Annotated in this window: 19 protein-coding genes; 4 read left to right on the top strand and 15 right to left on the bottom strand. The window is 68.9% G+C overall.

The window, feature by feature from the left end; genetic code table 11:
- The first annotated feature begins 231 nt into the window (after positions 1–231).
- Together OG844_RS18805 and OG844_RS18810 are read left to right on the top strand one after the other, a co-directional pair.
- Positions 232–471: a hypothetical protein gene (locus OG844_RS18805; RefSeq protein WP_406391704.1), complete on the top strand. Its 240-nt coding sequence runs from the start codon at positions 232–234 to the stop codon at positions 469–471.
- A gap of 93 nt (positions 472–564) precedes the next feature.
- Positions 565–1,116: a hypothetical protein gene (locus OG844_RS18810; RefSeq protein ID WP_406391706.1), complete on the top strand. Its 552-nt coding sequence runs from the start codon at positions 565–567 to the stop codon at positions 1,114–1,116.
- Between the two features lie 55 nt (positions 1,117–1,171).
- On the opposite strand, the gene OG844_RS18815 is transcribed toward OG844_RS18810, so the two are convergent.
- The 6 genes from OG844_RS18815 to eccD form a co-directional block, all read right to left on the bottom strand.
- The gene (locus OG844_RS18815; RefSeq protein ID WP_406391707.1) at positions 1,172–1,624 is read right to left on the bottom strand and encodes a hypothetical protein; all 453 of its coding nucleotides are present in this window, start codon (positions 1,622–1,624) and stop codon (positions 1,172–1,174) included.
- Positions 1,625–1,637: 13 nt separating this feature from the next.
- The gene (gene dapB / locus OG844_RS18820) at positions 1,638–2,390 is read right to left on the bottom strand and encodes a 4-hydroxy-tetrahydrodipicolinate reductase (protein WP_406391709.1); all 753 of its coding nucleotides are present in this window, start codon (positions 2,388–2,390) and stop codon (positions 1,638–1,640) included.
- 38 nt (positions 2,391–2,428) lie between these two features.
- Entirely contained in the window at positions 2,429–3,808 is a 1,380-nt protein-coding gene (locus OG844_RS18825) for a M16 family metallopeptidase (protein ID WP_406391711.1), read from the bottom strand.
- Positions 3,805–6,018: a polyribonucleotide nucleotidyltransferase gene (locus tag OG844_RS18830; RefSeq protein WP_406396181.1), complete on the bottom strand. Its 2,214-nt coding sequence runs from the start codon at positions 6,016–6,018 to the stop codon at positions 3,805–3,807. Before OG844_RS18830 ends, OG844_RS18825 begins: the two co-directional genes overlap by 4 nt.
- 266 nt (positions 6,019–6,284) lie before the next feature.
- Complete coding sequence (gene rpsO, locus OG844_RS18835) at positions 6,285–6,575, bottom strand: 30S ribosomal protein S15 (protein ID WP_003965855.1); 291 nt, start codon at positions 6,573–6,575, stop codon at positions 6,285–6,287.
- Positions 6,576–6,752: 177 nt separating this feature from the next.
- On the bottom strand, positions 6,753–8,255 hold the full coding sequence (gene eccD / locus OG844_RS18840) for a type VII secretion integral membrane protein EccD (protein ID WP_406396182.1): 1,503 nt from the start codon (positions 8,253–8,255) through the stop codon (positions 6,753–6,755).
- 245 nt (positions 8,256–8,500) lie between these two features.
- Between eccD and eccCa the strand changes: the two genes are divergently transcribed.
- A complete protein-coding gene (eccCa, locus tag OG844_RS18845; RefSeq protein WP_406391713.1) occupies positions 8,501–12,469 on the top strand; it encodes a type VII secretion protein EccCa in 3,969 nt (1,322 codons plus the stop codon).
- A gap of 272 nt (positions 12,470–12,741) precedes the next feature.
- Here eccCa and OG844_RS18850 read toward each other — a convergent pair whose 3' ends face one another.
- Both OG844_RS18850 and OG844_RS18855 read right to left on the bottom strand, forming a co-directional pair.
- Positions 12,742–13,170, bottom strand: a complete 429-nt coding sequence (locus OG844_RS18850; protein WP_406391715.1) for a nucleoside deaminase — start codon at positions 13,168–13,170, stop codon at positions 12,742–12,744.
- Positions 13,167–14,030: a TIGR03619 family F420-dependent LLM class oxidoreductase gene (locus tag OG844_RS18855; protein ID WP_406391716.1), complete on the bottom strand. Its 864-nt coding sequence runs from the start codon at positions 14,028–14,030 to the stop codon at positions 13,167–13,169. The genes OG844_RS18850 and OG844_RS18855 overlap by 4 nt, the downstream gene beginning before the upstream one ends.
- Before the next feature lie 94 nt (positions 14,031–14,124).
- Between OG844_RS18855 and OG844_RS18860 the strand changes: the two genes are divergently transcribed.
- Positions 14,125–14,595, top strand: a complete 471-nt coding sequence (locus OG844_RS18860) for an Lrp/AsnC family transcriptional regulator (RefSeq protein ID WP_406391718.1) — start codon at positions 14,125–14,127, stop codon at positions 14,593–14,595.
- 271 nt (positions 14,596–14,866) lie between these two features.
- On the opposite strand, the gene OG844_RS18865 is transcribed toward OG844_RS18860, so the two are convergent.
- The 7 genes from OG844_RS18865 to eccB all read right to left on the bottom strand — a co-directional run bounded on the left by OG844_RS18865 (position 14,867) and on the right by eccB (position 22,085).
- Positions 14,867–15,166: a WXG100 family type VII secretion target gene (locus OG844_RS18865; protein WP_351171188.1), complete on the bottom strand. Its 300-nt coding sequence runs from the start codon at positions 15,164–15,166 to the stop codon at positions 14,867–14,869.
- Between the two features lie 63 nt (positions 15,167–15,229).
- Entirely contained in the window at positions 15,230–15,583 is a 354-nt protein-coding gene (locus OG844_RS18870; RefSeq protein ID WP_406391720.1) for a WXG100 family type VII secretion target, read from the bottom strand.
- A gap of 77 nt (positions 15,584–15,660) precedes the next feature.
- Positions 15,661–16,914, bottom strand: a complete 1,254-nt coding sequence (locus OG844_RS18875; protein WP_406391722.1) for a S8 family serine peptidase — start codon at positions 16,912–16,914, stop codon at positions 15,661–15,663.
- A 25-nt stretch (positions 16,915–16,939) separates the two neighbouring features.
- A complete protein-coding gene (locus tag OG844_RS18880; protein ID WP_406391724.1) occupies positions 16,940–18,694 on the bottom strand; it encodes a hypothetical protein in 1,755 nt (584 codons plus the stop codon).
- Positions 18,691–19,131: a hypothetical protein gene (locus OG844_RS18885; RefSeq protein ID WP_406391725.1), complete on the bottom strand. Its 441-nt coding sequence runs from the start codon at positions 19,129–19,131 to the stop codon at positions 18,691–18,693. The genes OG844_RS18880 and OG844_RS18885 overlap by 4 nt, the downstream gene beginning before the upstream one ends.
- A gap of 165 nt (positions 19,132–19,296) precedes the next feature.
- The gene (gene mycP / locus OG844_RS18890) at positions 19,297–20,544 is read right to left on the bottom strand and encodes a type VII secretion-associated serine protease mycosin (RefSeq protein WP_406391726.1); all 1,248 of its coding nucleotides are present in this window, start codon (positions 20,542–20,544) and stop codon (positions 19,297–19,299) included.
- A gap of 11 nt (positions 20,545–20,555) precedes the next feature.
- The gene (gene eccB, locus OG844_RS18895) at positions 20,556–22,085 is read right to left on the bottom strand and encodes a type VII secretion protein EccB (RefSeq protein WP_406391727.1); all 1,530 of its coding nucleotides are present in this window, start codon (positions 22,083–22,085) and stop codon (positions 20,556–20,558) included.
- Positions 22,086–22,207 lie beyond the last annotated feature (122 nt).

A 22,207-nucleotide genomic window follows, 5' to 3' on the forward strand; every position in this document is an offset into this window, starting at 1 on the left:
GGGGGTCCTTCCAATGGCGTCGCTCGGGCGGCGTCCACTCTACGGGCCCGGCCGGGGGCGCATTATCCGGCGACTGCCGGGAAGACGTCCGTCCGAGCGCAGCCGCTCGGGGGACGCGCATCCGTCCGCAGGAATTCTTGGACCCGTTCGGCGATTCGGGGCACCGATCGCCCCTCCCGTACGTCTGACTCATTAGCAGCACCCGCTACAGAGTTCAAGGAGAGTTACCTCATGTTCCGCCGGCGTGAATCCGTCCCGTTCTCGTTCGTCGCCGAGGCCGACAGGTTCCGCAGTAATGTCACTCCGCCGCCCCGGGAGCGTGCCAGCGTCTCCGAGTGGGTCGGCCGTTCCCTCGTCGGGCTGACGGTGGTCGCGGGCCTCGCGGGATCGCTGCTGTTCGGCGTCCCCGCCCTCAGCACCGACCAGACGCCCGCGCACGGTCAGAAGTCCGAGGCGTCCCGGCACCGCTGAGCCGTACGGGCCCCCTGGGGTGGTCGGCAGGTGGGGTGCTCGGTAGCCTCACCGGGCACAGCAATCGAGCGTGCTTGTGAGTGAGGATCAGTCGTGCCCCTGCCCTTTCTGACGGCCGACCGCGCATTCGACGCGGGCGCAGAGGACATCGCGCTGCCGTTCGACGACCACGACAGCTGGCGGCGGCCCTACCGTCCCGGCCCGTGGCGGGTCGCAGCCGCGGCCACCGTGCTGCTGCTCGCGTCCTTCGTACTGCTCGCGGCCATGATCATCTCGTTGGCCGGATCGATCTCCGGCGCCGGCGCGTGTTTCGTGCTCGCCGGGCTGTTGATCACCAGCGCGCTGCGGCTGCTGCGGGTCGGTGCCTGGGTCAGCCGGCACGGTGTGCGCCGGGTGGGCTTCTTCCTGACGACGACGGTGCCGTGGGACCAGGCCGCGTCGGTCCGCACGGTCCAGCAGCCGGTGAGGTGGCTGGGATTCCCGCGGACCGTCCAGGGCCAGGCCCTTGTCGTGGTGCGCCGGGGCGGTGAGGCGCTGCCGCCGCTGGTCACGGACCACAACGCGGACTTCCTGGCCCGTGGCGAGGCGTTCGAGCGGGCCACCGACACGATCGAGGCCTGGGGCGACGAGTACCTCACGGACTGATCCTGACCGCACAGCCGGGGCCGCAGACCCCGCCGACAAGCCGGTACGGCGCCGCTCAGGCGCGTACCGGCTTGTTCGCGTGCAGGGCGATGGCGCGCTGCATCGCCTTACGGGCCCGTGGGGTGTCCCTGGCGTCCTGGTAGGCGACGGCCAGCCGGAACCAGCAGCGCCAGTCGTCCGGGCTGTCCTCGGTCTCCTCGCGGCGTTGTGTGAACACGGCGTCGGCGGAGTCCCGGTCGATACGCCCGGACGGGGTGCGCAGCAGCTCGTCGACGGGGAGACCGCCCTCCGCGTCCAGTTCCGCCGCGAGGGCGTTGGCCCTGCGGACGAACTGGGTGTTCTTCCAGAGGAACCAGACCCCGATCACCGGCAGGATCAGTACCGCCACGCCGAAGGTGACCGTGAGCAGCGTGCCGTGCCGGATGAGGAGGACGCCGCGGCTGCCGGCCAGGACGAAGTAGAAGACCAGGACGGCAGCGGTGACGGCGTACGTGAGCTTTGCGCGCATGGGTTGGGCCCAGTCAGTTCAGGTCGAGGAAGTGTTCCAGGCCGAAGGTGAGGCCGGGAGTGGTTACCACGCGGCGGGTGCCGAGCAGAATGCCCGGCATGAAGCTGCTGTGGTGCAGCGAGTCGTGGCGGAGGGTGAGGGTCTCACCCTCGCCGCCCAGCAGGACCTCCTGGTGGGCGAGGAGGCCGCGGAGCCGGACCGAGTGGACCGGGACTCCGTCGACGTCCGCGCCGCGGGCGCCGTCCAGTGCCGTGGCGGTGGCGTCCGGCTGCGGGGGGCAGCCGGCCGTCCGCCGGGCCTCGGCGATGAGCTGGGCGGTGCGGGTGGCGGTGCCGGAGGGGGCGTCTGCCTTGTTGGGATGGTGGAGCTCGATGACCTCGACCGACTCGAAGTAGCGGGCGGCCTGCGCCGCGAACTTCATGGTGAGGACCGCGCCGATGGAGAAGTTCGGCGCGATGAGCACACCGGTCTCCGGGGAGCCGGAGAGCCAGGTGTTCAGCTGCGCGAGCCGTTCGTCGGTCCAGCCCGTGGTACCGACGACCGCGTGGATGCCGTGCCGGACACAGAAGTCGAGGTTGTCCATCACCGACGCGGGGGTGGTGAGCTCGACGACGGCCTGTGCGCCGGTTTCCGTGAGGGTCTCCAGCTTGTCGCCGCGGCCGAGTGCGGCCACCAGCTCCATGTCGCCGGCGGCCTCGACGGCTCGTACGGCCTCGGACCCGATGCGTCCCTGGGCGCCGAGAACGGCCACGCGCAGCTTGCTCATGTGCTCTGCTTCCTTGACTGAGGGGTGGAGAAACCGGGTCAGGAGACCGTTTCGTGGAGACGGTCCGCCTGCTTGTCCTTGAGCGGCCCGATGACCGACAGCGAGGGACGGTGTCCGAGGACATCGGCCGCCACCGCGCGGACCTCGTCGGGGGTGACCGCCGCGATCTTCGCCAGCATGTCGTCGACCGACATCTGCTCGCCCCAGCACAGCTCGCTCTTGCCGATGCGGTTCATCAGCGCACCGGTGTCCTCCAGGCCGAGGACGGTCGAGCCTGCGAGCTGGCCGATGGCACGGCTGATCTCCTCGTCACCGAGGCCGTCCGTCGCCGCACGGTCGAGCTCGTCGCGGCAGATCTTGAGGACGTCGTGCACCTGGCTGGGCCGGCAGCCCGCGTACACACCGAAGAGGCCGCAGTCGGCGAAGCCCGAGGTGTACGAGTACACGCTGTAGGCGAGGCCGCGCTTCTCCCGCACCTCCTGGAAGAGGCGTGAGCTCATGCCTCCGCCGAGTGCGGTGTTCAGGACGCCGAGCGCCCAGCGGCGCTCGTCGGTCCTGGCCAGTCCGGGCATGCCGAGGACGACGTGGGCCTGCTCGGTCTTGCGGTTCAGCAGCTCGACCCTGCCCGCGGTGCGCAGTGTGCGGGAGCCCTCACGCGGCGTTCTGGGTACGGCGTCGGTGCTGGTCAGGGCGCCCGCGCGCTCGAAGGCCCTGCGGACCTGGCGTACGACCGTGGCGTGGTCGACGTTGCCCGCCGCGGCGACGACGAGGTTCGTGGGGTCGTAGTGCTTCTTGTAGAAGCGGGCGATCTGGCCCCGGTTCAGCGCGTTGATCGTGTCGACCGTGCCGAGGACCGGGCGGCCGAGCGGGGTGTCGCCCAGCATCGTGTGCGCGAACAGGTCGTGCACGCAGTCGCCCGGGTCGTCCTCCGTCATGGCGATCTCCTCGAGGATGACGCCGCGCTCGGCGTCGACGTCCTCGGGGGCGATCAGCGAGCCGGTCAGCATGTCGCAGACGACATCGATGGCCAGCGGCAGGTCGGTGTCCAGGACCCGCGCGTAGTAGCAGGTGTACTCCTTCGCCGTGAAGGCGTTCATCTCGCCGCCGACCGCGTCGATCGCGGAGGAGATGTCGAGGGCGCTGCGCTTGGCGGTGCCCTTGAAGAGGAGGTGTTCGAGGTAGTGCGTCGCGCCGTTCAGGGTGGGCGTCTCGTCGCGTGATCCGACGTTGGCCCAGATCCCGAAGGTGGCGGAGCGGACGGAGGGCAGGGTCTCGGTGACGATCCTGAGGCCGCCGGGGAGGACCGTGCGGCGGACCGTGCCGATGCCGTTGCTGCCCTTGAGAAGCGTTTGGGTACGGGCGACGGCCCGCGCCTCCGAGGAGGTGCGGGCCGTCGTCACGGAACTACGGGACGTCACTTGTCGGTGTCGTCCTTCTTCTCGTCCTCTTCACCCTCGACGACGGGGATGAGGGAGAGCTTGCCGCGGGAGTCGATCTCCGCGATCTCGACCTGGACCTTGGCGCCGACGCCGAGCACGTCCTCGACGTTCTCCACGCGCTTGCCACCGGCGAGCTTGCGGATCTGCGAGATGTGCAGCAGGCCGTCCTTGCCGGGCATCAGGGAGACGAACGCACCGAAGGTGGTGGTCTTGACGACCGTACCCAGGTAGCGCTCGCCGACCTCCGGCATGGTCGGGTTGGCGATCGCGTTGATCGTGGCGCGGGCGGCCTCGGCCTGCGAGCCCTGCTGGGCACCGATGTAGATGGTGCCGTCGTCCTCGATCGTGATGTCGGCGCCGGTGTCCTCCTGGATCTGGTTGATCATCTTGCCCTTGGGGCCGATGACCTCACCGATCTTGTCCACCGGGATCTTGACTGTGATGATCCGCGGGGCGTTCGGGGACATCTCGTCCGGGACGTCGATGGCCTCGTTCATGACGTCCAGGATGTGCAGACGCGCGTCACGGGCCTGCTTCAGCGCGGCGGCCAGGACCGAGGCGGGAATGCCGTCGAGCTTGGTGTCGAGCTGGAGCGCGGTCACGAACTGCTTCGTACCGGCGACCTTGAAGTCCATGTCGCCGAAGGCGTCCTCCGCACCGAGGATGTCGGTGAGGGCGACGTAGTGGGTCTTGCCGTCGATCTCCTGCGAGATCAGGCCCATGGCGATACCGGCGACGGCGGCCTTGAGGGGCACACCGGCGTTCAGCAGGGACATGGTGGAGGCGCAGACCGAGCCCATGGACGTGGAGCCGTTGGAGCCCAGCGCCTCGGAGACCTGGCGGATCGCGTAGGGGAACTCCTCGCGCGACGGCAGCACCGGCACGATGGCGCGCTCGGCGAGCGCGCCGTGGCCGATCTCGCGGCGCTTGGGCGAGCCCACGCGGCCGGTCTCACCGACCGAGTACGGCGGGAAGTTGTAGTTGTGCATGTAGCGCTTGCGGGTCACCGGGGAGAGGGTGTCCAGCTGCTGCTCCATACGGAGCATGTTGAGGGTGGTGACGCCCAGGATCTGGGTCTCGCCACGCTCGAACAGCGCCGAGCCGTGCACGCGCGGGATGGCCTCGACCTCGGCGGCGAGCGTACGGATGTCCGTGACGCCACGGCCGTCGATGCGGACCTTGTCCTTGATGACGCGCTCGCGGACCAGCTTCTTGGTCAGCGCGCGGTAGGCACCGGAGATCTCCTTCTCGCGGCCTTCGAAGGCCGGGAGGAGCTTCTCGCCCGCGATCTCCTTGATGCGGTCCAGCTCCGCCTCGCGCTCCTGCTTGCCGGCGATGGTGAGCGCCTTGGCGAGCTCGGTGCTGACGGCACCGGTGAGCGCCTCCAGGACGTCGTCCTGGTAGTCGAGGAAGACCGGGAACTCGCCGGTGGGCTTGGCAGCCTTGGAGGCGAGGTCGGACTGGGCCTTGCAGAGCGCCTTGATGAAGGGCTTCGCGGCTTCGAGACCGGCGGCGACGACCTCTTCGGTCGGGGCCTCGGCACCGTCCTGGACGAGCTGGATGGTCTTCTCGGTGGCCTCGGCCTCGACCATCATGATCGCGACGTCGCCGTCCTCGAGGACGCGACCGGCGACGACCATGTCGAAGACGGCGTCCTCGAGCTCGGTGTGCGTCGGGAACGCGACCCACTGGCCCTTGATCAGGGCGACGCGGGTGGCGCCGATCGGGCCGGAGAAGGGCAGGCCCGCCAGGATCGTGGAAGCGGAGGCGGCGTTGATCGCGACCACGTCGTACAGGTGGTCGGGGTTGAGCGCCATGATCGTCTCGACGATCTGGATCTCGTTGCGCAGGCCCTTCTTGAAGGAGGGGCGCAGCGGGCGGTCGATCAGGCGGCAGGTGAGGATCGCGTCCTCGGAGGGGCGGCCCTCCCGGCGGAAGAAGGAGCCGGGGATCTTGCCGGCGGCGTACTGCCGCTCCTCGACGTCCACCGTGAGGGGGAAGAAGTCGAGGTTGTCCTTGGGCCGCTTGGAAGCGGTGGTGGCCGACAGCACCATGGTGTCGTCGTCCAGGTACGCGACGGCGGAGCCGGCGGCCTGCTTGGCGAGGCGGCCCGTCTCGAAGCGGATGGTGCGGGTGCCGAAGGTTCCGTTGTCGATAACGGCCTCGGCGTAGTGGGTCTCGTTCTCCACTAGTGATTTCTCCATACTCGTCGTCTTTCGTCCTGGCGCCCGTGTGGCGCAGGACGGTGCGGAGAGGCGCACCTTGTGTGCGAGGCCGGTCTTCGATCGAAGCTCCCGGGCGTTGTCCCGGGGGCCACTACCGAGGACCGGCGGCGGCCGTAGGCGCCTCTCCTCGTTCTCGTGCGTCCAGGTTACTGAGCCTGACCCCGGTCCCGCACGTACAGCAAAGGGAGCGGCCCCCTGGAATCGGGGAACCGCTCCCTCCCACAGCGTCCTTACTTGGCGCCGCCGGCCGCACCACGGCGGATGCCGAGGCGGTCGACGAGCGCACGGAAGCGCTGGATGTCCTTCTTGGCCAGGTACTGAAGGAGGCGGCGACGCTGGCCGACCAGGATCAGCAGACCACGACGGGAGTGGTGGTCGTGCTTGTGCGTCTTGAGGTGCTCCGTCAGGTCCGAGATCCGGCGGGAGAGCATGGCGACCTGGACCTCGGGGGATCCGGTGTCACCCTCCTTCTGGGCGAACTCGGACATGATCTGCTTCTTCGTAGCGGCGTCGAGCGGCACGCATACTCCTCTTGGTGTTCGATGCGCCCACGAGTGCCCCTGGTCTTGATCTCAGGGGAGCTTCCATGACTCGGAGGCGAAGGTCCGATGAGCGCAGCCCCCAGGATGATCCGGGGACGCGTACACAAACGGCCACTGGACAGAGTACCAGCCGTTCGGAGCGCCCCCGGACGGGTGTCAGCTGGTGAGTGCGCGGATCGAGTGGTAGACCTCGAAGACGGCGAGGCACAGCGGCAGCAGTGTCAGGAGCACGCACGCCTCGGCGATCTCCAGGAAACGGCCCCAGAACGGGGTGACTCCCTTGCGCGGCACGATCAGCCCTATGGCCGTGATCAGCGCGGCGACACCGGCGACCGCGGCGGTGAGCCAGATCGTACGGATGTCGAGTCCGCCGCTGTCCCCCTTGAACGCCTCACGGATCAGCGCGACCGGCGGGTTGAGCGACAGTCCGAGGCCGAGGAGCACGAGTGCGGCGAGGCCCGCCCCCAGGGCGCAGCCGACCTGGGCGGTGTAGCGGAACAGGTGGGCGCGCATCAGCATCGCGATGCCGGTGGCGAGCGCCAGCAGCTGGCCCCAGATGCTGTCCGAGAAGCCGAGCACCGCTGCGGCTCCCACGGCCACCAGCGCGCATCCGCCGACCAGACCGACGAGCAGTTCGTGGCCACGCCGCGCCTGGGCGGCGATGCGGCCGGCGTCGACCGGGCCCTGCGGCGCCGGGTCGGACGCCCCGTAGTCGCCCGTGGTGGTGCGGGGCGGCTCGAAGCCGATCGGGAGGCGGGCGAAGCGGGTGGAGAGGCCGGGCAGGAAGGCGAGGAGCCCCACGGAGAGGGGCGCGCACACGGCTGCGGTCTCGGCCGGTTCCATGCCGGTCATGATCGCGACGAAGGTCACCAGCAGGCCGATGGCCGAGGCGAACACGAACGCGACGAACGTGCCGTCGCCTTCGGGCGCGGCGATCATGAGGATCACCGACGCCACCAGCACGGCCGCGCAGGCGAGCAGGAACTGGAGCCTGCCGATGCCTTGGCCGTCGCTGAGCGGCAGGAGCCCGGCCCCGGCGACCGCTGCGTTGGTGAGCACGCCGATCCCCAGCGAGATGGACGAACCGCGGTCCGCGTAGACACGCGCGCGCACGCAGGCCAGCGCGAGGAGGAGCAGGGCGGTGACGGCGGCCAGGATGCCCGGCAGGCCGTGCATGTCGTGCCGGAGGTCGGAGGTCCACAGCACGAAGCTGAGCAGGACCAGCAGGACCGATCCGCCGAAGAGGCCGGCCGAACGCATGAGGCTGTCGCCCCAGAGGGTGCGGTCGCGGGCGACGGCGGTGGCGACGGCGTCGGACACGTCGTCGAAGACCGCAGGGGGCAGCGATTCCGAGAAGGGCCGCAGGGACAGCAGTTCGCCGTCGAGGATGCGCTGGCCGGCCAGCGTGCGTCCGCTGTCGAGGACGGTGCCGTCACGGCGCACCAGGTGGTAGCCGACCGGAGCGCCCGGGGTGGGGCTCTGCCCCGAAAGCCGGAGGATCTCCGGGTAGAGGTCGGCGACGGGGACGTCCTCGGGCAGCGCCACGTCGACGCGTCCGTCGGGCGCGACGACCGTGATCCGGCAGAAGCCGGTTCCGTTGCCGGCCGGAACTCCGGGACCCGTCCGGCCGGATCCGGTAGCCGCCGTTTGGGCCGTCATAGTCACGTGCTGCTCCCCCTCATGGTTCTCCTGGATCTCCCGAAATACGCACCCCTGGATCACGGGCTCCGCCTGCGTCCCGAATGACCCATTTTTTTGCGGTAGTTAGCGGATGCGTACACCGTCGCGACACCCTACCGCCCTGGGGTCACCGGGTACGCCAGTAGGATCCTCCCGCGGACGGAACCCGTCGCCACGGGGGCGCCGATAGGAACAGTTCCGTCCGGCAAGGGAATTGGTGAGCTGTGAGCCAGATCGTCGTCAAGCGCCCACCGCGGGCCCTCCCCTCCGAAGTTCCGGGCGAGCAGGTGCACTTGCAACCTCCGCCCGAGTTGCCTCGCGGGCAGCAGGAGGGGGTGATGATGCAGCTGCTGCCGATGCTCGGCATGGGTGGTTCCGTCGTCTTCTTCTTCATGACGCCGAACCCCATCATGCGGATCATGGGCATGATCATGATCGCGTCGACCATCGCGATGGCGATCGCCATGATCATTCGCTTCCGGCGAGGCACCCAGGGTCAACTCGCGGACATGCGGCGCGACTATCTGAAGTACCTGACGCAGACCAGACGCGTCGTACTGAAGACCGCCCGGGAGCAGCGCGACGCGCAGTTCTATCTCCACCCGTCCCCGGAGCAGCTGTGGGCGCTCGTCGCCGAGGGCAGCCGGGTGTGGGAGCGCCGTATCGGGGACGCGGACTTCGCGCACGTACGCATCGGCCTGGGCAGCCAGGAACTCGCCACGCCGCTCGTCGCACCCGACACCGCGCCGGTCGACGAACTGGAGCCGCTGACCGCCGGGGCGATGCAGCAGTTCCTGACGACCCACAGCACGCTGGACGGGCTGCCGATGGCGGTCTCGCTCCGTGCCTTCTACCACCTGACGATCAGCGGCGAGTCGGAGTCCGCGCGTGCCGCCGCCCGCGCGATGGTCGGCTCGCTCGCCTCGCTGCACTCCCCCGAGGACCTGATCATCGCCGTCGCGACCGGCCGCGGCTCCGCTCCGCGCTGGGAATGGGCGAAGTGGCTCCCGCACGTCCAGGTGCCGGGCTCCGTCGACGGCGCCGGCAGCCGTCGTCTGCTCACCACCGACGTCGCGGAGCTGGAGGAGATGCTCGCGGGCCGTTTCGACGGCCGGCCCCGTTTCCAGCCGGGTGGTCAGCCGCTCCTCGACCAGCCGCACATCGTCGTCGTGCTCGACGGCGAGTCCGTACCTGCGACGTCCGCGCTCGCATCGGCCGAGGGCCTTCAGGGCGTGACGGTCGTCGAGATCGTCACGGGCCAGGTCAACGGGGCGCGCGGCGGCCTCTCCGTCGTCGTGGATCCCCACTCGCTGCAGTTGGAGTCGGGGCACGGCCTGGTGTACGACGGCCTTCCCGACCTTCTGGGCCACGAGGCCGCGGAGGCACTGGCACGGCAACTGGCCCCGCTCCACGTGGCCTCGGGCGGGGACGACGACGAACCGCTCCTCGCCAACCTGGAGTTCACCGATCTGCTGAATCTCGGTGACGCCGCGTCGGTCGACGTGAGCCGGACCTGGCGGGCGCGCTCGCAGGCGGAGCGGCTCCGGGTCCCGATCGGCGTGGGCGAGGACGGCGCCCCGGTGATGCTGGACCTCAAGGAGGCGGCGCAGGAGGGCATGGGGCCGCACGGCCTGTGTGTGGGCGCCACCGGTTCCGGCAAGTCCGAGCTGCTCCGTACGCTCGTACTGGGTCTTGCCGTCACCCATACCTCGGAGACGCTGAACTTCGTCCTCGCGGACTTCAAGGGTGGCGCCACCTTCGCGGGTATGGCGCAGATGCCCCACGTCGCAGCGGTGATCACCAACCTCGCGGACGACCTGACGCTGGTGGACCGCATGGGCGACTCCATCAGCGGTGAGCTCAACCGCCGCCAGGAGATGCTGCGCGACGCGGGCAACTACGCCAACATCCACGACTACGAGAAGGCGCGGGCCGCAGGTGCACCGCTGCAGCCCATTCCCTCGCTCGTCCTGGTCATCGACGAGTTCAGCGAACTGCTGACCGCGAAGCCCGACTTCATCGAGATGTTCGTGCAGATCGGGCGCATCGGCCGTTCGCTGGGCGTCCATCTGCTGCTGGCCTCGCAGCGCCTCGAGGAGGGGCGGCTGCGCGGCCTGGAGACCTATCTGTCGTACCGGATCGGTCTGCGTACCTTCTCCGCGGGCGAGTCACGTGCGGCGCTGGGCGTGCCCGACGCCTACCACCTGCCCAATGTCCCCGGTTCGGGCTATCTGAAGTACGGCACGGACGAGATGGTGCGCTTCAAGGCGGCGTACGTCTCCGGGGTGTACCGCTCTGGCACCCAGCCTGCCGCGTCCTCCGGCCCTCTGCCGGTGGACCGCAGGCCGGTGCTGTTCACCGCGGCTCCGGTGCCGGTCCGCTACGTACAGCCGACGGCGCAGGCCTCCGTACCCGATGCGCGCAAGGCCGAGGACGACGCGCTCGCCGACACCGTGCTCGACGTGATCGTGCGCCGGTTGGAGGGCCGGGGGGCCTCCGCACACCAGGTGTGGCTGCCTCCGCTGGACAACCCGCCGTCGCTGGACGAGCTCCTGCCGGGGCTCTCCCCGGTCGAGGGCCGGGGGCTGACCCAGCCCGGGTTCGAAGGCTCGGGGCGCCTCGTCGTCCCGCTGGGCGTGGTCGACAAGCCCTACGAGCAGCGGCGCGACACGCTCTACCGTGACTTCTCCGGTGCGGCGGGCCACATGCAGATCACGGGCGGTCCGCAGTCGGGCAAGTCCACGCTGCTGCGCACGCTCATCGCGGGCTTCGCCCTCACCCACACTCCGCAGGAGGTCCAGTTCTACGGGCTCGACTTCGGTGGCGGCGGCCTTGCCTCGGTCTCCGGTCTGCCGCACGTCGGAGGGATCGCGTCCCGGCTCGACCCCGAACGGGTGCGTCGTACGGTCTCCGAGGTGTACGGGATCATGGCGCGCCGTGAGGAGTACTTCCGCAGCGCGGGCATCGACTCGATCGCCACGTTCCGCAGGCTGCGGGCGCGCGGTGACATCTCGGCGACGGATCAGCCGTGGGGCGACGTCTTCCTGCTCATCGACGGCTGGGGCAACTTCCGTACGGACTACGAGGGCCTGGAGTCGGCTGCCGTCGACATCGCGCAGCGCGGGCTCGGCTACGGCATCCACCTGATCGTCACGGCGTCGCGTTCCATGGAGGTACGGGCCAACCTGAAGGACCACCTGATGAACCGGCTCGAACTGCGGCTCGGTGACGTCATGGACTCCGAGCTGGACCGCAAGGCCGCGGTCAACGTGCCCGCCGGTGTACCCGGGCGCGGTCTCACGCCGGAGAAGCTCCACTTCATGGCCGCGGTACCGCGGATCGACGGCATCAACTCCGACAGCGACCTCTCCGAGGCCACAGCGGCCATGAACCAGGAGGTCTCCCGCCACTGGACCGCGGCGCCCGCCCCCGCGGTCCGTCTGCTGCCCCGCGAACTCCCGGTCCGCGAGCTGCCCGCGGGCCACGCGCAGCCGGACCGTGGCATCGCCTTCGGTATCGACGAGAACAACCTGGAGCCGGTCTTCCTCGACTTCGAGCGCGACCCGTTCTTCCTGGTGTTCGGCGAGAGCGAGTCCGGCAAGTCGAATCTGCTGCGCCTGCTCATCAAGCAGCTGACCGAGAGGTACGACGGGAACACCGCCAAGTTCTTCGTCATCGACAACCGGCGAGCGCTCCTGGACGTCACTCCCGCGACGCACCTGGCGGAGTACGTGCCCATGTCCAACAACATGGAGCACCACACGGACGCGCTGTACGACCTGATGAAGCGTCGTACGCCCTCGCCCGAGGTCACCGCCCAGGAGCTGCGCGACCGCAGCTGGTGGAGCGGCCCGACGGTGTACGTGGTCGTCGACGACTACGACCTGGTCTCGACGTCCAGCGGCAACCCGCTGGGCGCGCTCACGGAGATGCTGCCGTTCGCCCGTGACGTCGGCGTGCGGTTCATCATCGCCCGCAGCACGGCGGGGGCGGGCCGTGCGCTGTACGAGCCCTTCATGCAGCGCATCCTGGAACTGGGAGCGCAGGGCCTGATGCTGTCGGGTGACCCCATCGAGGGGGACATCCTCGGCAACGTACGACCGCGCCCGATGCCTCCGGGGCGCGGAGTCTTCGTCACCCGTCGACGTGGGAACCCGCTGGTGCAGTCCGGGCTGATGGACGGGGACCTGTAGGGCTTGTCGCGTATCGCGGCACGGGTGCGATGGAGGACAACCTGGGCGTCGCGGAGATCCCGATTCGCTGGCTGATCAGGCGGGGCGGGCGGTGTCAGCAGGCGACATGCCGCTGTCACCGCCCGCCTCGGCGTGTGGGGCTCGCGCCGGGATGGGAGAGGCTCCGGAAGCCCGGCATTCTCGTACTGACTGCAGGTTCTGCCCAGGTCATGGACTTCGTCGTGACGGAGGACCGCCCGGCACCCGGCCGCCGCCCAGGGGAGGGAAAGTGCTCAGCGGTAGTACCCCTCGACCACGGCCCGTACCTCGTCGAGCAGCGCGGGGCCGTGCTGTGGCACGGGAGGCTGACCGCTCCCCGGCCTGATGTCCAGGAGCTGGTCGTTGGACAGGGCGTACACCACCCGCCGTAGCCCGGCCCGCTGGATGGCTGCCTCGCACATCCCGCACGGCTGACAGCTGGTGTACATCGTGGTACCCGCCGCCGTGGCCGGATCCAGCTCCCGCGCGGCCCACCTCGCGAGCTTCAGCTCCGGGTGCGCCGTGATGTCCTCGTCGGTGAGGGTCGTGTTGTGTTCCTCTGCCAGCACCGTGCCGTCCGGGCCCGCAAGCAGCGACCCGAACGGCGGGTCACCGCCCGCGCGTGCCTTGGCCGCGAGTGCGATGGCCTGTCTCAGGAGGGCGTGGTCGTCGGGTGTGGTCATGGCTGCTCCGTCATCGGGCGGGGTGGGTGGAAGTGCGCGGCCACCGTGGCGAGTGCCTGCCGGGCCGCCTGCGGGTGGCAGGTCTCGCGGGGGTCGCCGTTGTAGGGGTCGAGGACTACGGTCTCGGCTCCCAGCAGCTGCAGCTGTTCGAGGTCGTCCATGATCTGGTCCATCGTGCCCTCCCCGGCGAGTCGTTGCGGTCCGCCGACCGGCGCCGCAGTGGGTCTGAGAGCAATCCGCGGTGCCAGGGCGGGCACGGGGAGGTTCTGCTCGTCGGCTGACGCCTTCAGCCTGGCCGCGGCTTCGCGCAGCCACGGCATGGTGCAGCGCAGCGGGTGCCATGCGTCCCCGAGCCGCACGGCGCGGCGCAGTCCCGCGTCGCTGTTGCCGCCTACCCACACCGGGATCTGCCGCTTCCCGTAGTCGGCGGTGTCCGCCCAGGCCGCCCGCATGTCCCGCAGGTGGCTGTCGGTCAGTCGCCCACGGCGTTCGAAGGGGATCCCGAGGGCGGCGAACTCCTGCCGTGCCCAACCCACCCCCATGCCGAGGACCAGACGGCCGCCGCTCAGTTCGTCCAGGTTGGCCGCCATCCGGGCGGTGAGCAGCGGATGCCGGTAAGGAGCGATGAGGACTGTCGTACCGAGCCGCACCCGGGTGGTGAGGCCTGCCAGCCAGGACAAGGTGGTGAAGGGCTCGTAGAAGGGCGCCGGATACTGCCTGGCGACGTCGGCCGTGATGGCGATGTGGTCCGAGACCATCAGCAGGTCGAAGCCCAGGCCCTCCACGGTCTGAGCCCAGTTCCGCAGGGCTCCCGGGTCGGTACCGGGCCCGAAATTGAGGACGTTGACCCCGATCTTCATGCAGATCAGCCTAGCCAGGCCACCGGGGCCGACAGAAGGGATCCCTGCCTGTTCAGGGGCGGTTGGCCCGTGGATACACCGGTAATCTGGACGGATGACCGAGAATCTTGACTCCACGGACTGGGCGATCCTGGATGAGCTTCAGCGGGACGGCCGGATCGCGTTCACGGAGCTGGCACGGCGGGTGACCCTGAGCGCGTCGGCGACGACGGAGCGGGTGCGGCGCCTGGAGGCGACCGGGGTGATCACGGGCTACCGGGCGCAGGTGCACCTGGAGCGGGCCGGATATGCGGTGCTGGCAGTGGTGCGGCTGAAGTACCCGGGGAACCGCCACGAACCGCTACGCAGGCTGCTCGGGGAGCGCCTGGAGATTTTGGAGTGCCTGCGCACCACCGGGGACGACTGCTATGTCCTGAAGGTGGCAGCCACGTCGATGGCCCACCTCGAGGAGATCGTCGACGCGCTGGCCGAGTTCGGGAGCACGACCACCAACCTCGTCCTCAGCCGGCCGCTGGAGGCCCGCGGCCCGCATGAGCCTCGGGCGAATATCCGGACCGCCCACTGAGCGATCGCCCATCCGCCCGGCCTCGCCGGTCAGTGACCGCCTGGAACAGACGCCGAAAGGCGGCCCTCCTTCGGCCATGCTCAGCCGCTGCACACGGGGAAGCTGCCCGAGGCACTCGGAGTTTCTGACCGGCCGGGCTTGGATACCTCACCGCACCTCACCGCACCGCACCGGCAGTGGCAGTGGCAGTGGCAGTGGCCTCACGACACAGGTCAGGGTGGGCACCTCCCGTGCGTGCCCACCCTGACCTGTTTGTCCTCAGCGAGGAGTCCTACTCGAAGTTGGCCCTCGCGCGCTTGTCGCCGGCCTGGTAGGCGGTACCGGCGTCGCGCACCTTGCGGGAGATCTCGGCCAGGGCCGTCTGAATCCCGGTGGCGTCTCGGTCCCAACCGGCCTGCGCGGTGTCGTACGCCGACTTGGCCTCGCCCACCCAGAGCTCGGAAACGCTGGCAACCATCCGCTTGATGGAGGCGAGGTCTTCCTGAAGCTGCCTGCCCTGCCTGTCGATGTCCGCTGCGGCCAGTTCCAGGCTCGCGTAAGTGACAACCATCGTGCCGTCGTTGGTCGACATACGGTCCTCCAGTTCAATCTAGTTAGGTGTGATGGCCCGTACGAGGTACGGGTAGGGCAAGGGTCAGAACTTGTTCATCGCCGAGGTCCGGGCCTCGGTACCCCCGGAGTGACCGGCGACGACGTCCACGCCCTGGAGGGCCTGCTTGATCTCGTCCTCGGTGTTGCCCGAGATGGTCCGGGCCGCCTTGATCGCTTCCTGGAAGTTGACCAACCGGGTGGCGATGTTGCCCATCTTGAGGTTGATGTCAGCCTGCTTGGCGTTGAACGCGGTGGCGCCGATACCCCTCCACGCGCCTTCCAGGCTGTCGATCGTCGCCTGCAGCGTCTTCAACTGGCCCCTGACGGACTCGAACCGCTTGGCGAGCTCGCCCTCGAGCTTGAGGAGACTGTCATCTGAAAGCTTCTGATCTGCCATAGTTCTGGCTTCCTTCCTGGTTCTCTTGTGCGCCCCGGCAATTGCGCCGGGCGGTGCGTATGAGGAACTACGGTCGGTCAGGCGGTACGGCGCTTGCGTACGAGCGCGAAAGCGCCGCCGCCGAGCACGAGTACGACTGCCACTCCGCCGAGAATCAGGCCCAGTTGACTGTCGTCGTTCTCGCTGCTGGAGCCTGCCAGGGCAGCGTCGTCAGCCTTCTCTTTCTCGTCAGGCTGTGACGAAGCTGGCGCAGACGGGGCAGCTGAGCCCGCGGAACCGGACGTCTTCTCCTTGGTGAGAGGGCTGATGTCCGGGGCGCCGGGGGTGCCCTTGTCCTTCAGGATGTTCATGGAGGGGCGGATCAGGCCGTGGCCGAGGTACTTGCTGAGCGTGCCCTTTTCCCAGTCCCGGCCGGCGGTGTCAAAAAGTACGTTGAGGACTTGGTTCGCAGTCCAGTCCGGGTGGGCGGACCACACCAGGGCTGCGGAGGCGGAAGCGATGGCGGTTGCTGCACTGGTTCCGCCATCGCCGTCGCAGTAGCTCTGAAATGCACTGTCGCACCACCGGGGAATGTCGTTACCCGGTGCAGCGATATCTACGATGTTCCCATTCTGGGAGTACTCGGCAACCTTGCCGTCCCGGTCTGCAGACGAGACACCGACGACCTGCGGGTACGCGGCTGGATATTGATCCTTGTTGCTTTCCTTCGCGTTGTTCCCCACACCCGCGAAAAACAGCTTGCCCTTACGCTGCGCGTACTCGACGGCTTCCCGCTCTTCTCGACCTACAAAATCGCTGGCGAAAGACATATTGATGATCTGCGCATCACTGTCCGCCGCGGCCCGGATAGCATCTGCAGTGTCATTCGCATTCACCGAATGCTCGTTCTGGAATTCTGTATCGGTGATCCGCACCGGAATGATCTTCGCGTCTGGAGCGAGACCTCGAAGGCCCCCACCCGCTCCTGTTCCAGCGATCAGCTCAGCCATGGTGGTGCCATGCCCGCGGTAGTCGTCGTACTCATCGCCATCAGCGCCTGTAGCGTCAAATCCCTTCAGAACCTGACCCTTCAGGGACGCCGTAGACGAGTTCACGCCGGAGTCAATGACAGCTACCTTCACGCCTTCACCCGTGGCGATCTTCCACATCTCCTCGGCCTGCATTGCGCTGAGGTACCACTGCTTGGACTGCGCGTCTGCGGCGACCGCTGAGGGAGCGGCACCCCCGAATCCCACGCTCCAGGCGGCGGCCACAGCCATCGTGCCGAGCAGGCGCCCCCTCAATCCGAGAGATGTACGGCGCTTCCGGGTCTGGCTCATTCCTGCTGTCATCCTGACTTCCGAACCTTCCCTGTACCTACTCGATCACCGGCGGTGCGACTCCACGCCGGCCGGCCTCCCACGTCTCTCTGTCTTCCGTCAGGTAGTCCGGGCGCGGAGTGCCACCGTCCTGGTCCTCGTCCTCGGAGTCCCTCCGCCCCGCTGGGCCACGCACAAGGCCTGCGCCGCCTGCGGTGAAGCCCTTCGAGCCTGCACCAGACCCCACAGCGCCACCGCGGGGTGTTCCCACCACTCCGTTGGTGCTGGGAGTACCTCGCCCACCCGTGCGGGAGGCGCTGTTCGTTCCACCCGCTCCGACAACACCTCGCTGGCCGACGCCGCCGACCGGGCCGCCCGGTCGTGCCGCTCCACCGGCTCCGATGACCGTGCCTCGCGGGACACCACGGTTACCCCCGGACGTTGCACCGCCCGGAACCGCGCGCTGCGGGGTGCCGCCGACGATGCCGCTTGCTGCTCGGCCGGTACGCGGGCCTGTCGTTGCGGACGTACCTGCATGGCCTGCAGCCATGGGCCTGCCGCCAGTGACACCGGACCGACCGGCAGTGGGAGACTGCGGCCCGCCTCCACTACGTCCGGAGGTCGGGCTCGCACTCATAGGCGCAGCGGGACGCCCCACCGGGCCGGTGCGGCCGTTCGCCGCTGGGCCACCGACTGTGGGGCCACTTGCTCTTGGCCCGCCGAACGCGGTCTGGCCAACTGCTTTGGGCGCGCCTGTTGCTGTCTGGGGCACCCGGGAGCTGTTGGTCACTGGGTTCACGAAGCCGGTCGCCATGGGTGGAGTCAGATTCGGGCCTCCCACAGGACCCGTGGGAGCGGGAGTTGGGGAGGGACCCGTTGTGGTCACGGGCGCTGGTGGTGTGGCCACACTGTTGATCTCCGTGGAGATACCGGTGCCGACAACCGGAGACACCGACCCAGGAGCCTCACCAGGCCCGCCAGCTGAGCTAGAACCCAGACCACCGGTAGCCGGCCGCTCCGCTACACTCTGGGCGCTTCCGGAGCCTGAGCCCTCCGACGAGTTCCCCGTTGCCGGGCCGCTTCCCTCACCGACGTAGCCCTGCGGCCTAGGCATCGCAACATCAAGTTGCTTGTCGAACCGCGGCGGCTCCTGTGCCGCCAGCGTCTCCTCCGAGACCGCGTAGTACGAAGCCAGCCGGTTCGCCTGGTTGATGGCCTCCTGGCGGTCCTTCTCGACCTTCAGCGCCGCCGCGTACTCCGGGTTGCCATCGATCCGCTTGGGGGTCTCGATCTCGTCGGGGGACTTGCGGCTCAGGCGGGTGTCGCGGGGCGGGAGGGAGTTGCGTACCGAGGCGAGGCCCGTGCCCGCGACCGTGATCTGCGTGCCGGCCGTCTGAGCGAACTCGCCCAGCTTCGTGGCGTGGGCGACCAAGCCGTTGCCCCAGTCGCGGAAGGCGGTTCCCGACTCGCCCTCCCAGTCGACAGCCGCGATGAAGTCCTTGAGTTCCTTCGCCGCGTCGCTGATCGCGGTCCTTGCCTTCAGGAGTGCCTGACCCGCCTCCTCGAGGTGCTCCGGGTTGGAGTTCTCGATCAGGTCGATCATCGAGTTGAGCTCATGGCCCTCGAAGGAGGTCCGTCCCGAGGAGCCGGAGCCCCCGAAGCCGAACGCCTCCATCACACCCTGCATCTGGCGAGTGACGTCCGTGACGATCAGCTGACCCTGGACGCGCTCCTGGTCCTGCTGCGCCTGTTCCGCGGGAGTCAGTTCCGGCTGTGCCTCGGAACCCGCTTCCGGCTTCTTCGGTTCGCTCATTCGGCTGCCCATCCCGCGTCGCTCTGCTTGTCAGCGTTCTGCTCAGGCTTGGTCGTCTTCTCGGCCTGTGCCCTCTCGCGCTCCGTGTCCAGGCGAGTCTGGATCTCGTAGAACCGCCGCCGTGTGTCGTCGTCCACGTTGTCGAAGCCGACGGCAGCCGCGTGCACGCCGAGGCTCAGGTACTCGATCTGGTCGCCCAGTGACTTCGAGAGCGTGACGAGCGACTCGTGGACGCGGTTGTACTGGCTGTAGAGCCCATCCGCTTCGGCGAAGCATGCGTTCTGGCCACTCAAGGAGGTACGCGACACCGTCTGTGCCGCAACCTTCGACTTGCCGGCTGCCGAGCCTTCCAGGTCCGTCAGCAACGCGTTCACACGCTTCTGGAACTGCTCGAGGGCTCCTACCCCACGACGGAGATCCCCGTTTCCTTCGCTCACGCTGCTGCCCTTCCCCGATTCCCCGTTTGCTCAGTCCGTTTCGCGTTGCTATCGCACCCGCGTGAACAGCACTGGCCCCACAACATCACTCTAGCCAATGGCACTGACAGGTCCAACTGTCTTGTCCATCAGGTAACTTCCCTCACACCACCTGCCGCCCGGGCGTCACACGGCGCCCTGTCGGCCCTGCCTTCGCCGTCTGTCGCGCACGGCGACTGCCGCACCTGCGATGGCCGCGACGAGGACTCCCCCGCCCACCACGACGTAGGTCGCCAGCCGGGCGTTGCGTTCGTCGGCCGTCTCGCCCAGGTGGAGTGCGGCGGGGACGGGTGCCTCGCCCTTGCTCACGCCCTCGTGTGCCACCGGCTTCTCGATGGGCTTGTCGTCCTCGGTCAGGGCGCGCACCGGGTCGACGACGCCCCAGCCGACCAGGCGGTCGTGGCCCGCGATCGAGCGTTCCGCCGTCTGCTCGATCTGGGCGACGATTTGCTCCTGTGTCCAGTCCTTGTGCTTGGCCCTGATGAGGGCGGCGACTCCCGCGACGTACGGGGCCGAGAAGCTGGTGCCGTTGTCGGCGCAGTGTCCCCCGCCGGGAACCGTCGAGATCATGTCGACGCCGGGGGCCGCGACGCCCACGAACTCGCCGGACTGCGAGAAGGCGGCCCGCTCGTTGTTGCGGTCCGACGCGGCCACGGCCAGGACACCGTCGTACGAGGCGGGGTAGGTCTCCTTGACGTTGCCGCCCAGCCCGTCGTTGCCGGCGGAGGCGACGATCACGATCTCCTTGGCCAGGGCGGCGTTCACGGCCTGCTCGAGGAGGGCGGTGGGCTTCACCGCGTTGGCAGTGTCCTGGGAGATGTTGATGACGTCCGCGTCCGCCTGGTCTGCGGCGTAACGGATGGCGGCAGCCAGGGTTTCGGCGGTCCCGTGGCCCTCGGCGTCATTCTGCTGGATGGGGATGATCGTCGCGTCCGGGGCCAGGCCGGTGAAGCCCGTGCCCTTCGCCTCGCGTGCGGCGATGATGCCGGCGACCTTGGTGCCGTGGCCGACGACGTCGGTGGTGCCGTTCTCCTTGCCGCGCTCGAGCTTGTTGCCGTTCTCGTCCTTGAGGTTCTTGTCCAGGAGGTTGCGGCCGCTCCCGATGTCCACGGCCTTCGCGAGCTGGGCGTTCTTGACGTCGACGCCGGTGTCGATGACCGCCACCCGTACGCCCTTGCCGGTGGACTGCTCCCACAGTTCGTCCATCAGCACCCGTTGCAGGGCCCAGGGACGGCCCGCGTACTTCTTCGCGGGGAAGGTGCACTGGGTGGAGTCGTCCGCGGCCGCGGGCAGCGCCGGCAATGTGACGAGGAGTACGGCAGTGGCGGCCGCGGCTGTCAGCAGGCGCCGGCGGCAGGAGGGGTGCGTGGTCACGTGGTCGCTCCTCACGAACCCTGCGGCTGGCGGGCGGCACCGGTCGACAACCGGGGGCCCGTCGGCAGGAAGGTGGACCAGGCGGCGGGGACGGGTGCGGGATCGACGTCCTTGTACCCGAGCCGGTTCTGCGCCTGCTGTGCCTCCTGTTGCCTCTGCTTCTCCTCCTTCGTACCGGACGCACCGATGCCGGAGTCGTCCTGCACACTGTCGCCGTTGGACTGCATGGCATAGCGCAGACCGGTGTCGGTCACCAGGAAGAGCGGACCGGAGTCGGGGCTGGATCCCTTGAACTGCCGGAAGAGCAGGCCGGATCCGGGGGTGACGTAGGCACTGCTGGAGCCGGAGGGGAGCGTGGCGGGAAAGCCCGTGCCCGCCCAGGTGCTGAGCGTGCTGGCACCGTCCTTGTCCGAGACACCGCGCAGGACGTTGCACACGGTGTTACGGCTTCCGCGCTCCGTGCTCGCGGAGTTGACGGGTGTCGGCTCGCTCGTGGGCCAGTCCAGCTCCTGCCCGAACGCCGCTCCGGGCTCGAACGCGCCCGCGCTGACGTGCTTCGCCTTGCCGTCCTGACCGAGGTTGACCAGCGCGCGGCTGCTGAGCAGGAGCTTGGCGACGAAGTCGGACACCGGGGCGACCCTGCCCCGCAGGACCACGTACTGCTGGGTCCTCGTGCCGGAGGTCGCTGCGAGGACCATGCCCACCTTGTTGTCCCCGGGCTGCAGCTTGCCCGGAACACCCGCGTCGGAACCGGGAGTTCCCTCGATGGCCGGGAAGGTGACCTCGTCCCCGTTGTGCAGCGTCTCCAGCCAGTCGGCGGACACCCGCTGGGGTTCGCGGTCCTGGCCGACCAGGGTGCGCAGCAGCAGTTCGTCCTTCTCCACCGCGTAGGCCGTGCCCGTGGCGTCGGCGATGTAGCGGGTCCTGTCCGGTCCGGGGCCTTCGACGTACATCAGCTCGCCGCCCTGCAGCTTGCCCGCGCCGTCGGTCTTCTTCTGCTCGCGCTCCGCGAAGAGGAACGCCGCCTTCTGGATGGCCCTGCCGCCCTCTCCGGGCCTCTCGCAGACCGCCCAGCGCTTCATGGAGCCGGCTTCGGACTTGTCGGGCAGCCGGTCCGGCGCGTACGGGATGCCGAGGGTCGCCCCGTGCGGGATCTTGCCGCTGTCGAGGACCGACTCGTCGACGTTGATGACGGTGCCCTTGTCCGGGGCGAGGAGGAGCTTGGCGCTGGACATGTTCAGCACCGGGTGGAGCTGCGTCTTGCCGTCGGTCTTCAACACCACATAGCGCGTCGTGGACTTGCTGGCGATGATGACGTTCTCGTAAGGGGTGTCCCACTTCTGGGGTGCCACGGGCTTGAACATCCCCCAGGCTCCGAACACCGCGAGGACGACCGCGCCGACGATCACTCCGGGAACCACCGCGCGAAGAGGGCGAGGTGCGCCCTCCTCCGAGCCTGACGGGTGGGGCTGCAGGAACTGTGCGACCAACCTCCGCTTCGCGAAGGTGTAGGCATTGAGTTCGTCCCGCCGTGATGCCATGTGCGCGCTGCCCCTTCTCCCCAGTGGGCGACCAGGTTCCCACACCCGCCGTGGACCGCTGCCGCCGACCGGGACCCCTACTATGCCTGTTGGTACTTGGCTCTCACTGCTCAGGTAGGGTG

Source organism: Streptomyces sp. NBC_00887 (genome assembly GCF_045207585.1).